We start from the raw sequence: 14,426 nt of genomic DNA on the forward strand, positions 1-14,426 counted from the left end.
GGGACATGCCTACTCAGCAAGTAGACGACGCAGCTCTTCTTCGACCGTGCGCACGTAGCGGACACGGTCATTGACACCGCGCATGCTGGGATTGCAGCTCTCCATCAGATAGGGATGGCCCACCACGTTGAGCATGTCGCGATCGTTTTCGTTATCGCCAAACGCCATCATTTCGTTAGGTGAGATCCCCAGTGCGCGACCATAATCGGCAAGCGCGGACCCCTTGCCCGAATCAAAGCCGATAAAGTCGGTCCATTCGGTTCCCGACGTCATCACATCGACCCGGTCGCTAAAGCGACGCGCAAAATACTCCAACGCCGCCGGCTGCTCTGTCTCGGGCGTTTGAAACGCAATCTTAATGACATCCTCGTCAATGTCCTCGGGACGGTCGACCACCGCCACATCGCAGTGGACCTCGTAACGCAAATGGTCGATGAACGCATCGTTACCGCTTATGGTGTAGAGGTGCCCCTCGCAGGAAAGGGTTACGTCGGCATGGGGGTAGGCGACCACGGCATTCGCGATATCCATAGCAAGGCTACGTTCCATGGAACGTTTGACAACGGCACGCCCCTCGCTCATCACCAGGGCTCCGTTTTCGCATACATAGGCGAGCTCATCGGCCACCGGGGCAAACAGGTAGCGCAAGCTCGCATATTGACGGCCACTCGCCGGCATAAACACAATGCCGCGACGATGCAGCTCGTCGATGAGCTCAAATGCCTCAGGACGCGGCTCGCGCTCCCCCGGATGCAGCAACGTGCCATCCAAATCGCAGGCGATCAGTTTGATTCCCTCAAGACCCATATGCTTCCCCCAAAGCACCCCATCAAAAGTAAGACGGACTTTGAATAGTTGCCTCTCAAAGTCCGTCTTACGCATACGCACGTTAGCCGCGCGCCTTCTTTACGATCGTAAAGTCTGGAGCCATACTCACAACAACATCCGCCGCGCTCGATGCAAAGCGTCGACTGGCATCGAGCTCGCGTGTGGCCACCGAGAGCCGAACACCCTCGACATCCCGGAGCATGCGGCCCAAAACAGGCCGCACCGGCGTATACATGCGCACGGTATGCTCGTCCGAGTCGCCCCGGAAGAGCGGCGCATGCATGTTGCCGATTTCCCAGCACGCATGCGCGAGCGCAATCGGATCCATGCGGTCGACTTCGACCAAATAAACCTCGGCGCTGCGCAGGCGCACGACAACCGCTACGGGCACCGTGCCCGTGCGGTCGACAGCGAGCACGTCACCGTCGGCAAGACGCTCGCCATCAGTGGCATCCAGCCGAGCATTCACCGTGCGCCCCAGCTCCGTCACGCCCACAAACAGGCGCGCATCAGCCTGGTCCCAATCGAGTAGCAGCTCGTCAACCTCAAAGACGCCACCCAGCTCCCGACGAAGCAGGAGTTCATAGGACGGGTCGTTGAGATTTCCCAAGCGCTCCGTAGCTACCAGGTCCACGGACATCAACTAGTCCTCGACCTCGACGAGCTCGATATCAAAGTTGAGGTCCTTGCCGGCGAGCTCGTGGTTGGCGTCGAGCGTCACAGCCTCGGGCGTCACATCGATGACCACGGCGGGGACGGGCATGCCGCTCGGCGTGGACAGGAAGAGCTTCATGCCCTTCTCGATCTGCTCGATATTGGGAACCTGCTCGGCCGGGAAGGTGATAACCATCTCGGGATTGTGCTCACCGTAGGCATCGGCCGCAGGAATGTGTACGGACTTCTTCTCGCCCACCTGCATATCGATAACGGCGGCATCGAAGCCTTTGATCATCTGACCGGCACCGCAGGTGAACTCCAGCGGCTCACCGCGATCGTAGGAGCTATCGAACTGCGTGCCGTCGTCGAGCGTGCCGCGATAATGGGTCTTGACCTTCTTGCCCTTGTTGGACATGGTAACCTCCGTAATAAGGGCGGCGCACAACGCGGGCCGCCATGAACATATGGCGCTAACTATACCCTAGTCATACAATTCAAAGACAGTTTGCAAAGAAACGCTGCAACCGGAGGAACCATGGCATATCCCGTATTTGACTTGCACTGCGACACCGCCGACCGCATCGGCTGGGCCACGCTCGATCTCGACCTGCGCTTTACCGCCGGCACCGACGGTTATTTCCCCGGCGACGAAACGCATCCGCAAGATTTCGACCTCATCGAGGGCAACGCCTGCGCCATCTCGCTCGCAAAGATCGGCAACACGCCGTGGGCACAGTGCTTCGCCACGTTTGTCCCCGACGAGATTCCCACCGCCCACGCCGCACGCTTCCAAGCACAGATCATGGCGCACATGAGCGGCCAGGTAATGCTCAACCACGACCGCATGGTCAACGTACGCAGCGCCGCTGACATTCGCCCTGCACTCAAAGACGGCAAGGTCGCCTGCATCCACACCATCGAAAACGCCACGTTCTTTGCCGAGGACCCCGCGCTGATCGAGGCGCTCAAGAGCCTGGGCGTACTCATGTCATCGCTCAGCTGGAACGCGCAGGGACCGCTCGCGAGCGGCCACGACACCCACGCCGGCCTCACCGCCGCCGGCATCGAGGCACTTACGCAGATGGAGCACGCCGGCATGATACTCGACGTCTCCCACCTCAACGATGAGTGCTTTGACGAGGTTGTCGCCCACGCCACGCGCCCCTTCGTCGCCAGCCACTCAAACTCCCGTGCGGTTTGCGGCGTCAAGCGCAACCTCACCGACGAACAGTTCCGTACCATTCGCGACATGGGCGGCATCGTCGGCCTCAACTACTGCAGCGAGTTCCTCTCCAACGAAGCAACCGACGAGACCGCCGCAGATGTCACCTTCGACCAGCTGGCAGCCCATATCGAACACTGGCTCGACCTGGGCGGCGAAGATGTCATCGCGCTCGGCGGCGACTGGGACGGCGCCAAGGTACCCGACTTCCTCTCCGATGCCAGCAAGATGCCCGAGTTCCAGAACATGCTTTCCAAGCACTTTGGCAAGACCGTGATGCAAAAGCTCTGCAGCGACAACGCCCTTGCCTTCTTCGAGCGTTATTAATTTCACATCCCTTGAGCGGGCCGGTATGCCGAGCGATCGACATGCCGGCCCGTCCCCAATCCAAAGGATAACTTTTGACGCAGCAATTTACGATTTTCCTACCCCGACCGGATGGGACGCCTATCCCCGTCGTCGTTACCAAAAAGCGCGTCAAGAACTTCAACCTGCGCGTCACATCGAGCGGTGAGGTCCACGCCAGCGCACCGCTCGACGCCAGCCGCGAGCGTATCGAAGCGTTTGTAAAGCGCAATAACGGCTGGATTATCAGCCGACTTGCCCAGCGCAAGCAACGTCAGGCGACGGCGCGAGAACCGCTCAGTCCCCTCTCGATCATTGCGCTTTGGGGCAAGCCCATCACGGTACAGGACGCACTCGATCACAACTTTGCATCACCCGCACCGCGACCCAAACAGGCCACCTTCGCAAGTTTTATGGGTACCGACGAATCGAACGGAGGCCCACAGGCCAAGCGGCGCGCAATCCTCGACGGCCTAACGTCCGACGAGCTCCAAGTCCATATCGACCAGCTCTATACGTCCGAGGTCACATCGGCGCTACGCGATATTGTGCACGCATACGAAATCGCAATGGGTGTCGCCGTTTCCCGCGTTTCCGTACGCAGCATGAAAACGCGCTGGGGCTCGTGCACGCCCAAAACCGGCGCCATTCGCATCGCACGCGAGCTTGCCACCTACCCCGTCGAATGCCTCGACATGGTTGTCGCCCACGAGCTCGTCCACTTGCTCGAGCCAAGCCACAATCAGCGGTTCCACGCCCTGCTCGACACGTACTGCCCCAACAATAGAGCCCTGTCGCAGCGGCTCAAAAAACCGCCCGCCAACGAGCTCTAGCGTCGGCTAGCGCACGCGCTCGATCTCGACGCCGCAGCTTGCCAGGGGAAGACCGACGGGCGCCCAAGGCTTATCGAGCTTAACACGCACGCCAAGCAGCAAGGGGTAACGACGTAGCAGCATCTGGGCCACGCCCTCGGCTGCAGCCTCGATGAGCTTAAACGTGTGCTCGCGCAGATAGCCGTCGACATCGTGGCACACCGAGCCGTAATCAATCGAGGCATCCAGGTTGTCGTGCTCCCCCGCCGCGCGCAGGTCGACATAGAGCACCAAGGACACGACAAACTTCTGCCCCAGGGCGTTCTCCTCGGGATACACGCCGTGGTTGGCAAAGACCTCGAGACCGTCGATAGTAATGCGGTCGGCATGGCGCAGATCGTCATAGCTCACGTGAGGCACCGCCGTTGCGGCGGAAATCTCGCCCCTGCCACGACGGGCGAGCTCGGCACCCTCGGTCTTGGTTGCATTCTCGGGCAGCTTTTTGTTAGTCATCGCGATCGTCTCCTTCGTTCAGAACCCCGACCGCGCATACCGACTACACGCGAATCGACAGGTTCTTTTTATCATCGCTCCAGTTGCAGGCATTGCGCGCGGGGCATGCAAAGCAGGCGCGCGACGCTTTGTCGGCTGCATAGAGCAGACGCTCAAGCGGCTGGCTGTTCACACGCAGCTTTCGATGGCCCAGGATGGCCGTCTTAATGGCTGCGGCATCTGCCGGCTCAAACGCCACGTCTTCGGGCATGCCGCCGAGAATCGCATCAGCGACGCGTTCGCTTGCAACATCATGGGATATACCCGATTCATACTGTTCATCTTTGCCGATATCGTGAAGAAGTGCCGTGGCATAGATGACCTCGCGGTCAAATTTGAGCTCTTCCTCGAGATTCTTGATCCACATAATACGGGCGACATCCAGCAGATGGTCGATACCGTGGCGGCAAAAGATGCGCCCCGATTCCAACTGCGCAATGTTTCCCAGATGCCGCCGGAACAGTCCGTTGGCACAGATGTAATCAATGCGAGGCATGGCACCAAAGGGAGCCAGGCCCGAAGCCATAAAGCCGCGACGCGACGTTCCTTCATCGGTCTTCGATGCAAAGTCGTTGACGACTCTCATGGTTAGCGGCCCAGCATCCTAAAGAATCGCTCCTCGAGCGACGGATCGGTCTCAAAGACACCGCGACGAGCAAGCGTTACGGTCTTGGTACCGGGCTTTTGCACGCCGCGCATGGTCATGCACATATGCTCGGCTTCCATCAGCACGATTGCCCCTTGGGGGGCAAGATATTCCATGAGGGCATCGGCAACCTGTGTACACAGCTGCTCCTGCAGCTGCAGACGACGGGCATAGACCTCAACCGTGCGAGCAAGCTTAGACAGACCCGCCACGCGGCCGTTAGGGATATAGCCGATCGCAGCCTTGCCATAAAACGGCAGCAGATGGTGCTCGCACAGCGAGTAAAACGTGATGTCGCGCTCGATAACTAAATCATTCGAAGCGACGGCAAAAGTTTTGGACAGGTGCTCCTCAGCGCTCTGGTCCATGCCGCCGGCAATCTCGCCATACATACGGGCGACGCGTGCCGGCGTCTCCAGCAGGCCCTCACGAGTTGGGTCCTCGCCTATGCCCTCAAGCAACAGCTTTATGGCGGTCTCAACTTTTTCCTGATCGACCATCTAGGCCTCACTCTTCCGATTTTGCGTTCGCGCTATGGTACCACGCCCTCCGGCATCGGCCACAAGCTACATAGTATGGGTCGAATAGACCGGATCGTCTCGCCAAAGCTCCACAGCGTCGCAAAGCGCAACGCCCTCGCGCGCGGCACGAGCGCGCGTGGCGTTCATGTCGATCACCCGCTGATTACTCGAACCCCTAAAACGCAAGGAGATATCGTACAGGTCTTGAACGAACGGGCCGTCCACCAACATATCGAGGCAGGCAAGGATACGGTCCGTCACTTCGGTATGATGACGGCCGCTCGGCATAAGCTCCTCGAGTACGTCGCCAGTAAAGCACCAAATAGTCTTCCCCGACCCCACTGGATAGGCCGCGCGAACACGCTCAATGAAATCAACGAGCCCCGCCTGGTTCTCGGGTTCCATGGGCTCCCCGCCCAGAATCGTCAGGCCATCAATAAAGGGATGATCGAGACTCTCGATGATTTTGTCCTCGACGGCACGATCGAACGGCTTGCCCGCAGCAAAGTCCCACGCGACAGAGTTAAAGCAGTTCTTGCACCCACGACGGCACCCGCTCACAAACAGAGAAGTACGAACACCTTCCCCATCAGCAATGTCGAAATACTTAATGTTCGCGTAGTTCATAAGTAACCTTCCTGGGGGTCTGGAGCATATCATCCCGTCCTCAAACATTCTCGGCCTTCGGCCTGCGAAACTGCGGGCGGGACGATATGCTCCAGACCCCTCGCGAGCGATACTCGGTGAACGAAGCGAACATCGAGTATAGGGTTCGAGGTCTAATAAAAACTTTGTTGCAGCTCAACCGCTATCGCAAGCAAATCGCAGCTGCAGCTCGAATTATTTCCGCTAAGAACTTCGAGGAGTGAGCAGACCGCATACTGCATCTCAGCTACGTCAACTTGGCTGAACCGAGGGGGCCGCTTGGGCTTTTGCTCGATATGGGTTCCGCACGCAAAGAAGGCCACTTAATGTGGCCTTCGTCTTGCGCAGGACTGTCCGAAATAGCGAGCAAATGTCCAAGCGGCCCTCTCGGTTCAGCCCCGAAGCGGTACTAGAGATGCAGCACGCGGTCGCGGATCTCCTCGGTTCGACCCTGGTTCCAGAATTGAGTACCGATGTAGCCGCACGTACGACGGGCGACGTTCATCTTCTCCTGATCGCGGTTGCCGCAGTTGGGGCACTCCCACACCAGCTTGCCGTCATCCTCGACAATCTTAATCTCGCCATCGTAGCCGCACACCTGGCAGTAGTCACTCTTGGTGTTGAGCTCGGCGTACATGATGTTGTCGTAGATGTACTGCATCACGCGAATGACAGCCTTAAGGTTGTCCTGCATGTTGGGAACCTCGACATAGGAGATAGCACCGCCCGGCGAAAGCTGCTGGAACATGCCCTCAAACTTGAGCTTATCGAAAGCATCAATCTCCTCGGACACATGGACGTGGTAGCTGTTGGTAATGTAGCCCTTGTCCGTCACACCCGGAATAATGCCAAAACGACGCTGCAGGCACTTGGCGAACTTGTAGGTCGTCGACTCAAGCGGGGTGCCGTACAGCGAGAAGTCGATATCGCTTTCGGCCTTCCACTCGGCGCATTTGTCGTTCATGTGCTGCATGACGGCCATGGCAAAGGGCGTGCCTTCCTTCTCGGTGTGGCTGTGGCCCGTCATGTACTTGACGCACTCATACAGACCGGCATACCCCAAGCTGATGGTGGAATAGCCGCCCACGAGCAGTTTGTCGATCGTCTCGCCCTTCTTAAGGCGCGCCAGGGCGCCGTACTGCCACAGAATCGGTGCGGCATCCGAAAGCGTACCCATCAGGCGCTCATGACGGCACAGCAGGGCACGATGGCACAGCTCAAGGCGCTCGTCGAAGATCTTCCAGAACTTGTCCATGTCCTGATGCGAGCTCAGTGCGACATCAGGCAGGTTGATGGTCACAACACCCTGGTTAAAGCGGCCATAGTACTTAGGTTTGGTCGGGTCATAGTTCAGCGCGTTGGCAACATTGTTAAAGCCGTTGCCCGAACGGTCGGGCGTCAGGAAGCTGCGGCAACCCATGCAGGTGTAGCAATCGCCATTGCCGGCGGTCTCACCCTTAGACAGCTTGAGCTCACGCATCTTCTTCTCAGAGATGTAGTCGGGCACCATGCGCTTGGCGGTGCACTTGGCAGCCAGCTGGGTCAGGTAGAAGTACGGGGAATTCTCGTGAACGTTATCGTCCTCGAGCACATAGATAAGCTTGGGGAATGCCGGGGTAATCCACACGCCAGCCTCGTTCTTAACGCCCTCGTAGCGCTGGCGAAGCGTCTCCTCCACGATCATGGCAAGGTCGTGCTTCTCCTGAGGCGTACGAGCCTCGTTAAGATACATAAAGACCGTCACGAACGGCGCCTGGCCATTCGTGGTCATAAGGGTCACGACCTGATACTGAATCGTCTGGACGCCGCGACGGATCTCGTCACGCAGACGGTCCTCAACGACCTCACGGACCTTCTCGGCAGACGCAGAGACGCCAAGCTCCTCGAGCTCGCGGGCAACCTCGCCGCGAATCTTCTGACGGCTTACCTCGACAAACGGAGCCAGGTGGGTCAGCGAAATCGACTGACCGCCGTACTGGGAAGAGGCGACCTGGGCGATAATCTGCGTCGCGATATTGCAAGCAGTCGAGAAGCTGTGCGGCTTCTCGATCAGCGTGCCCGAGATAACGGTGCCGTTCTGGAGCATATCCTCCAGGTTCACCAGGTCACAGTTATGCATATGCTGGGCGAAGTAGTCCGAATCGTGGAAGTGAATCAGGCCCTCGTTGTGGGCATCCACGATCTCCTGGGGCAGCAGCACGCGTTGCGTCAGGTCCTTGGAGATCTCGCCGGCCATGTAGTCGCGCTGAACGGAGTTGACGGTCGGGTTCTTGTTGGAGTTCTCCTGCTTGACCTCTTCGTTATTGCACTCAATCAGCGACAGGATCTTGTCATCGGTCGTGTTCTTTTGGCGCTTCAGGCTCTGAACATAGCGGTAGATGATGTAGTGGCGGGCGACCTCGTAGCAGTCGAGACGCATAATCTCGTCCTCGACCAGATCCTGGATCTCCTCGACCGATACGGTGTGGCCGGCCTTCTCACATGCCTCGGCGACGTTTTGTGCCGCATAGATCACCTGGCGGTCGGTAAGGCGAGAGCCTTCCTCGACCTCCAAGTTTGCGGCGCGGATCGCATTGACGATCTTATCGATGTCAAAGGTAACCTCGGTGCCGCTGCGCTTGATGATCTTCATCCTCTTGCCTCTTTCGCATCGTAGCCTCATTGCGCTTCAGAGCCAAACGATGCCCGGCAGGGTTTGACCCTGTCTTGCGGCGCCGTTGCGCAATCTGTGTTCTCGATAACCATAGGCCCTCATGCGGACAATCCTCGCAACCAATCCAGGGGCTCAAAGATCCATCCAAATAATGGGGCGAATAAGGTTCTCGTTCTCTGTCCGCCATCTATCATACGACAAAGAGGCATCTATATCCTGTATTCTTTTTTTAGGTCAAACACAACATATAGTGTTTCAGCAGGTCAAAGCAATTGGTCAATTTGCAGACGCATTATAAATGAAGGCCTCTTGGCAGACTGCTAAAACGTTATCAACCCAACTACCTGCACAGCAGTTTTGAAACCCCCTCAACCGTGCCGCCGCCAAATAGCACCAAAACCAAGCCGCTCACGCCAAAAGAATCCAAAAGATTATGCTTGACCAACATGTTGCGGTCATGATGGGCCAGGACACATGCAATCTGCCGGCACCCCTACGGGATGCGAAGACCATCGCGTACGGACCTTGGATCAATATTTGATGACTTATTTGGCGGCGCGCTTGGTGGCAAAAAACAAAACAGCCCAGAGGACATAGCCTCTGAGCTGCGAACATTTGGTGGGCGTTAGAAGATTTGAACTTCTGACCTCTTCCGTGTCAGGGAAGCGCTCTCCCCCTGAGCTAAACGCCCAAATGGAGCGGACAACGGGGCTCGAACCCGCGACCCCAACCTTGGCAAGGTTGTGCTCTACCAACTGAGCCATGTCCGCCTGCGAGGATTTAATATACGGGATAGTCGCCCCGAATGCAAGAACTATTTTCGAATAATTTGAAAATAGTTCGAGCCTCTGGAACGGATTGACCAATCAGGCGAAAAGAACTGATGGCACACTCCCCCGGCCACAACAGCGAGCGGGCTCCGGGTGCCCCAGGTTGCCGCGAAAGAGGAGGGAAGCGTACTTTATGTACGCGACCGACGATTGAGGGGCAAGATGGGGCACCCGGAGCCCGCGCAGCGTCAACAAAAAACGCGGTTTGTTAGAACCGCGTAAGATAGTTGGAGCGGACAACGGGGCGTCCGCGTATCCGCTTCGCGGATCCGCACCGACTTCGGCCGCCTGCCGGCGACCTCGCCAGCTCGCTACAAACGCTCCGCGTTTGCTTAACGCTCGCTCCCTCTCGGTTTCGAGCCCATGCGATGGTTACGAAAAAGCCCGGCTACCGTGGTAGTCGGGCTGCTGCGTTTGGAGCGGACAACGGGGCTCGAACCCGCGACCCCAACCTTGGCAAGGTTGTGCTCTACCAACTGAGCCATGTCCGCATATGTAAAACAAAACGGGCGCCGGAGCGCCCGGATGTTGTCTGGAGGCGAAGCCCGGATTCGAACCGGGGGTAAAGGCTTTGCAGGCCTCTGCCTTACCACTTGGCCACTTCGCCGAAAAAGGACCGTTAAGAACGGTCCGGAAATGCAATGGAGCGGACAACGGGGCTCGAACCCGCGACCCCAACCTTGGCAAGGTTGTGCTCTACCAACTGAGCCATGTCCGCTTGCGGGTTATTAATTTACGCGAGTTATCCAAAAGACGCAAGTACTTTTTTCAAAAAAGTTGCTCAAAGCAAGTTCACGCAGGGAAATCATGTCAACCCAAGGCGCTAAGCGCACGATTCCAATGCCGAGCTAAACAGCTTCACCATCCGAACGCGTGTGCCGGCACCATCCGTGCGACGGGTAACCTCCACATTATCGACGAGCATGCGCATAAGCTTGATACCACGTCCGCGTTCCTCGGATGCCACCGGCTCGCTCGCCCCATCGATAGAATAGCCAGCGCCCCGATCAAGCACCTCGAGCACAACACGGTCCCCGTAGGCCTGAACCGTCAGGATACAGCCAACACCGCCCGCATGGTCATACGCGTTGCCCAGCGCCTCGCCCGATGCCAATGCGACGTCATAGCGCTCATCACGCCTCAGGGGAAGCGATTCGAGTAGCTCGGCAATACGATGACGATAGTATGGAAGGTTCTCGATACCCTGGCGCACCTCGACACTCTTGCTCCAGCGAGGCAATTCCCCCACCGGAATGGCAGGAATCGACTCCCGAGCGAAGCCCGCAACATGGAGGATGTCGACAAGTCGGGCAATCTCCAAAAAGCGAATGACCTCATCGGAGGCGTTAACGAGCGAAAGCAGGCCCTCTCGCCTCATGAGCTCTCTGGCGCGTGTAAGCAAAAACGCCAAACCCGTCGAGTCGATAAAGCCCACGGCCTGGCAATTGATGACAACGCGGCGCACGCCCCGGTCGATCAAATTATCCAACCGTCGGCGCAGCGCGGGCACCGAGGCGATGTCGACATCACCCGGTGGCGTCAAAACCGCTATGTCATTCCACTCATTCATACGACCATGGTTCCCCAAAAGAGCTCGCTCGATGCACACATATCTACAACCGCGTAGGTTTCGCCCCTCAAGCGTCGCAGCCTATGATCGGCCCCGTAAAAACTCAAGGGACACCAACGCGATATCATCGTCCAGCGCCGACTCGGTAAAGCGGTCAAGCTCGCTCAAGACCTTACCGCAGATTCCCGATACGCCCTCACCCGAAACAGAGAGCAAAAGATCGCGAAGGCGTTGCTCGCCAAAGAAAGCACCAGAGCGATCGCGCGCTTCGATCGTTCCGTCGGTATACATAAAGAGCATGTCACCAGGAGCGAACGTAAAGACGCCCGTCTCGTACACCATACTCTCAAAGGCACCGATCACGCCCGATTGACACCCAAGGAGCTCCACTTCTCCCCCGCAGGTCTCGCCGCCACCAAGCGGCGTCGACGACGGCCGAATGACCATAGTGGGAGGATGTCCCGCAGAGCAATAGGTAGCGCGACCCGCCTTAAGATCGATCTTGGCGATAAACGCCGTCACAAACGTCTCGACTCTCGAAAAGCCCATGAGCATGCTGTTGAGCGAGCGAGCCATGCGGGCAGGCCCCGCACCCTCCCAGGCATAGGCCGTCAGCGCCGTCTTGACGAGCGCCGACATCGACGCCGCCTCGATTCCCTTGCCGGACACATCTCCCAAAATCATAACGGCGCAATCATCGGGAAGACGAACAAGCGTATAGAAGTCACCGCCGACCAGCGCCGAATTCGTTGCCGATAGGTACACCGAATCGGCGGCGATTCCCGGAACGTCACCAAGCGAATTTCTCATGCCGATTTGAAGCGTCTGAGCGATATGACGCTCCTCGCGCTTTTGAGACTCACCCTCATAGATCAGCTCAAAATCGTGAGCCAAATGCACCATGTAGTCGTATTCAAGGTCGTCGATTGGTTCCTGGCTGCCATCACGGAGCAGCAAGGCGCGCGTTGTCGGCCCCTTTGCGACATCAGCGTGAACGATCGCATCGTTGTTTCGCTTGTCATCCGCCTCCGAGCGATAGCGCCCCGCCTCGATACCGGAGTCGACATACAGTCCCTGACACGGCAGGCCGTGGGCTCTCAGCCATGCACCCATAGGCGTGGATTCATCCACGCGCGTTAGGCGCACGTGTTTGAGATCGTCAGCGCTCGTCCCGCCCAGCACCGACGTCTCGAACCCATCGGAAGCTGATCCCAGGCGCGCTGCCGGCGTCGTGACAGAAAAGAAGAGCGACTCCGGATCGCCCGGCAACGCTACGCGACTGCCGCCCTCAAAATCGATGACATAGGTTTCGAGGCCCGCATCATACTCCACGGGGCAAAAATGACAGTTGAGCACGGCGCAAATTTCCGACGATACCGCGCGCGAAGCGACGACGGGATCATCAAGATAGGTAAAAAGCTCATCGCGCAGCACGTTGAGCGAACGACCAAGTTCTGCCGTGCGGCGCGAACGTAAGCTCGACGCCATGCCGACCATCTGAATAGACAGGTAATCGCAGATGACCTCGAGCACGTTAAGGTCATAGGCAAGTGGCGCCTGTGGACGTTTCCAACCGACCTCCAACACGCCGAGCACCTGCGTGCCGTAAAACACGGGAAGACAGATCTCACTGCGATACGGAGGCATATCCTGCACGCGCAGCAAGTGTTTGGAACGATTGTCCAAATCAATGAACATACCCGAAGCAACCCGGTCGCCCTCAAGGTCCTGCTGGATCGACAGACGACAGGCACGCGACTCACGAAGCACGTAGGTCGGAATGCCCGCGCCGTACGGCATAAATTCGGGAAGGTAGCTATCATGCAGCTCCTTGGAAACACCGCGGAGCTTAAAACCGCCGCTCTCAGAAAAATAAATCGCAGCTCCAGAGGCATCGAGCGTTCCGACGAGCTGATTCAAAACGGTATCGAGCAAGCTGGGGAGCTCATTGGAGCCCACGGTACTCATAATGACCGAAAGGGTACCCGAAAGGCGTTTATTCGCCACCCTAAGCTCCGATAGCGCACGTTTGAGCTGACGATCGTGGGAATACTGCTCTTCGATGCTGTGAAGCGCCACCAGGACGCGCGGCGCGCGGCGTCCAAAGATACGCGGAGGCGTAACGGAACCTGCGCGAACCAAGACGGGAATAAAGGACCCGTCGCTCAACTTGAGCATCAGCTCGCTCTCGCAGCCATCGGTCTCAAACGGCAGACGATGTTCGGTCGCGCGCTCAAAGGCAGACGAGTACAGAACGTCCTTGACATCACCGTTGATGACGTCAGCGCGCTCCTCGCACATCAGATCGAGCAAACGATTATTCACATGCAGGATGGTTCCGTCGAGCTCACAAATGATGACAGCATCGCTCGTGATCTCGACCAGTTGGGCAACGTCTGCCCACTCGTTGCGCTCAAGCGTTTCCATCGTGGACCTCACCGTCTATCGGTAACAAAAAAGCCTCCGAAGAGGCTTCTCAAATGCGATGGTGTCGGAGGCGGGACTTGAACCCGCATGACCAAAAAGCGGTCACTAGCACCTCAAGCTAGCGCGTCTGCCAATTCCGCCACTCCGACATGCTATGTTGTTGATTCGCAGTTCGTTTTGTTGGACCCGCGCGTTCAACGAAGAAGATAATAACCTATGATTCGAGAACTGTGCAAGCACTTTTTTCAAAAAAGTTTACGAATTTGTAAATGTGCAGGTAGATCCGTATGTCCGGGCCGGAACGGGGTCAGCTTCCCAACGCGTCCTCGGGCATGCGGTACATTTTGATTCGCGCTTCGCGCTACAAAATGTACCGCCCCCTGCGGAATGCGTTGGGAAGCTGACCCCGTTCCGGCCCTACGTCCACGTACTCCAGGCACCGTTCTCAAACATGTTCTGGGGGCTGATGCAAATTTGGTGGCTCGGCTTTGCCGAGCCCTTATATGGGGAGGCCGGAGCCAAGGCTCCGGCCTCACACAATTCCCTATCAGATTAAGCGAGCGATCAGGGAATCGCACTCCCCCTGCCGAGTTAACGTAGGGCCCGCCCTGGTGTTACTTTTCAGAACACTCCGCACTGATATCTTCTGTATTGAAGACGTCGATGATGCACCCGTATACCATTGACGTCGACACCATCAGACGCGGTCCGCGCGGTG

General features: G+C 57.7%; 12 protein-coding genes and 6 tRNA genes. 2 read left to right on the plus strand and 16 right to left on the minus strand.

All coding sequences use genetic code 11. From position 1 onward, the window contains the following. Window positions 1–9 precede the first annotated feature (9 nt). The 3 genes from DW823_RS08960 to DW823_RS08970 form a co-directional block, all read right to left on the minus strand. Complete coding sequence (locus DW823_RS08960) at window positions 10–807, minus strand: HAD-IIB family hydrolase (RefSeq protein WP_158550975.1); 798 nt, start codon at window positions 805–807, stop codon at window positions 10–12. Window positions 808–889: 82 nt separating this feature from the next. Further along, complete coding sequence (locus DW823_RS08965) at window positions 890–1,468, minus strand: urease accessory protein UreE (RefSeq protein WP_118081886.1); 579 nt, start codon at window positions 1,466–1,468, stop codon at window positions 890–892. Between the two features lie 3 nt (window positions 1,469–1,471). Next, on the minus strand, window positions 1,472–1,900 hold the full coding sequence (locus DW823_RS08970) for a peptidylprolyl isomerase (protein WP_117635449.1): 429 nt from the start codon (window positions 1,898–1,900) through the stop codon (window positions 1,472–1,474). Between the two features lie 120 nt (window positions 1,901–2,020). Between DW823_RS08970 and DW823_RS08975 the strand changes: the two genes are divergently transcribed. Both DW823_RS08975 and DW823_RS08980 read left to right on the plus strand, forming a co-directional pair. Then, a complete protein-coding gene (locus tag DW823_RS08975; RefSeq protein ID WP_118081888.1) occupies window positions 2,021–3,034 on the plus strand; it encodes a dipeptidase in 1,014 nt (337 codons plus the stop codon). Window positions 3,035–3,108: 74 nt separating this feature from the next. Further along, window positions 3,109–3,885, plus strand: a complete 777-nt coding sequence (locus DW823_RS08980) for a M48 family metallopeptidase (RefSeq protein ID WP_118081890.1) — start codon at window positions 3,109–3,111, stop codon at window positions 3,883–3,885. A 6-nt stretch (window positions 3,886–3,891) separates the two neighbouring features. Here the strand turns inward: DW823_RS08980 and folB are convergent, their stop codons facing one another. From folB to DW823_RS09045, 13 genes are all read right to left on the minus strand, one after another. Continuing rightward, entirely contained in the window at window positions 3,892–4,377 is a 486-nt protein-coding gene (gene folB / locus DW823_RS08985) for a dihydroneopterin aldolase (protein WP_118081892.1), read from the minus strand. 43 nt (window positions 4,378–4,420) lie between these two features. After that, a complete protein-coding gene (locus DW823_RS08990) occupies window positions 4,421–5,002 on the minus strand; it encodes an HD domain-containing protein (protein WP_199574430.1) in 582 nt (193 codons plus the stop codon). A gap of 2 nt (window positions 5,003–5,004) precedes the next feature. Next, window positions 5,005–5,562: a GTP cyclohydrolase I FolE gene (gene folE / locus DW823_RS08995; protein WP_006234408.1), complete on the minus strand. Its 558-nt coding sequence runs from the start codon at window positions 5,560–5,562 to the stop codon at window positions 5,005–5,007. A gap of 66 nt (window positions 5,563–5,628) precedes the next feature. After that, a complete protein-coding gene (nrdG, locus tag DW823_RS09000) occupies window positions 5,629–6,210 on the minus strand; it encodes an anaerobic ribonucleoside-triphosphate reductase activating protein (protein ID WP_118081894.1) in 582 nt (193 codons plus the stop codon). A 427-nt stretch (window positions 6,211–6,637) separates the two neighbouring features. Next, window positions 6,638–8,860, minus strand: a complete 2,223-nt coding sequence (nrdD, locus tag DW823_RS09005) for an anaerobic ribonucleoside-triphosphate reductase (protein ID WP_118081896.1) — start codon at window positions 8,858–8,860, stop codon at window positions 6,638–6,640. Between the two features lie 637 nt (window positions 8,861–9,497). Then, window positions 9,498–9,572 (minus strand) — tRNA-Val (locus DW823_RS09010). A 3-nt stretch (window positions 9,573–9,575) separates the two neighbouring features. Further along, a tRNA-Gly gene (locus DW823_RS09015) sits at window positions 9,576–9,651 on the minus strand. A gap of 475 nt (window positions 9,652–10,126) precedes the next feature. After that, window positions 10,127–10,202, minus strand: a tRNA-Gly gene (locus tag DW823_RS09020). Window positions 10,203–10,244: 42 nt separating this feature from the next. After that, window positions 10,245–10,318, minus strand: a tRNA-Cys gene (locus DW823_RS09025). 35 nt (window positions 10,319–10,353) lie between these two features. Next, window positions 10,354–10,429, minus strand: a tRNA-Gly gene (locus DW823_RS09030). A gap of 105 nt (window positions 10,430–10,534) precedes the next feature. Then, entirely contained in the window at window positions 10,535–11,281 is a 747-nt protein-coding gene (locus tag DW823_RS09035; protein WP_118081898.1) for an anti-sigma factor antagonist, read from the minus strand. A gap of 81 nt (window positions 11,282–11,362) precedes the next feature. Further along, the gene (locus DW823_RS09040; protein WP_118081900.1) at window positions 11,363–13,708 is read right to left on the minus strand and encodes a SpoIIE family protein phosphatase; all 2,346 of its coding nucleotides are present in this window, start codon (window positions 13,706–13,708) and stop codon (window positions 11,363–11,365) included. A gap of 59 nt (window positions 13,709–13,767) precedes the next feature. Continuing rightward, window positions 13,768–13,857: transfer RNA gene (locus tag DW823_RS09045), tRNA-Leu, on the minus strand. Between the last annotated feature and the right edge of the window lie 569 nt (window positions 13,858–14,426).

Source organism: Collinsella sp. AM34-10, assembly GCF_003469185.1.
In the GTDB taxonomy this organism is placed as follows: Bacteria; Actinomycetota; Coriobacteriia; order Coriobacteriales; family Coriobacteriaceae; genus Collinsella.

Excerpts from the sequence above, each read along its gene's own strand:
- DW823_RS08960 (WP_158550975.1), bottom strand. The coding sequence starts at position 807 with ATGGGTCTTGAGGGAATCAAACTGATCGCCTGCGATTTGGATGGCACG.
- DW823_RS08965 (WP_118081886.1), bottom strand. The coding sequence starts at position 1,468 with ATGTCCGTGGACCTGGTAGCTACGGAGCGCTTGGGAAATCTCAACGAC.
- DW823_RS08970 (WP_117635449.1), bottom strand. The coding sequence starts at position 1,900 with ATGTCCAACAAGGGCAAGAAGGTCAAGACCCATTATCGCGGCACGCTC.
- DW823_RS08975 (WP_118081888.1), top strand. The coding sequence starts at position 2,021 with ATGGCATATCCCGTATTTGACTTGCACTGCGACACCGCCGACCGCATC.
- folB (WP_118081892.1), bottom strand. The coding sequence starts at position 4,377 with ATGACTAACAAAAAGCTGCCCGAGAATGCAACCAAGACCGAGGGTGCC.
- DW823_RS08990 (WP_199574430.1), bottom strand. The coding sequence starts at position 5,002 with ATGAGAGTCGTCAACGACTTTGCATCGAAGACCGATGAAGGAACGTCG.
- folE (WP_006234408.1), bottom strand. The coding sequence starts at position 5,562 with ATGGTCGATCAGGAAAAAGTTGAGACCGCCATAAAGCTGTTGCTTGAG.
- nrdG (WP_118081894.1), bottom strand. The coding sequence starts at position 6,210 with ATGAACTACGCGAACATTAAGTATTTCGACATTGCTGATGGGGAAGGT.
- nrdD (WP_118081896.1), bottom strand. The coding sequence starts at position 8,860 with ATGAAGATCATCAAGCGCAGCGGCACCGAGGTTACCTTTGACATCGAT.
- DW823_RS09035 (WP_118081898.1), bottom strand. The coding sequence starts at position 11,281 with ATGAATGAGTGGAATGACATAGCGGTTTTGACGCCACCGGGTGATGTC.
- DW823_RS09040 (WP_118081900.1), bottom strand. The coding sequence starts at position 13,708 with ATGGAAACGCTTGAGCGCAACGAGTGGGCAGACGTTGCCCAACTGGTC.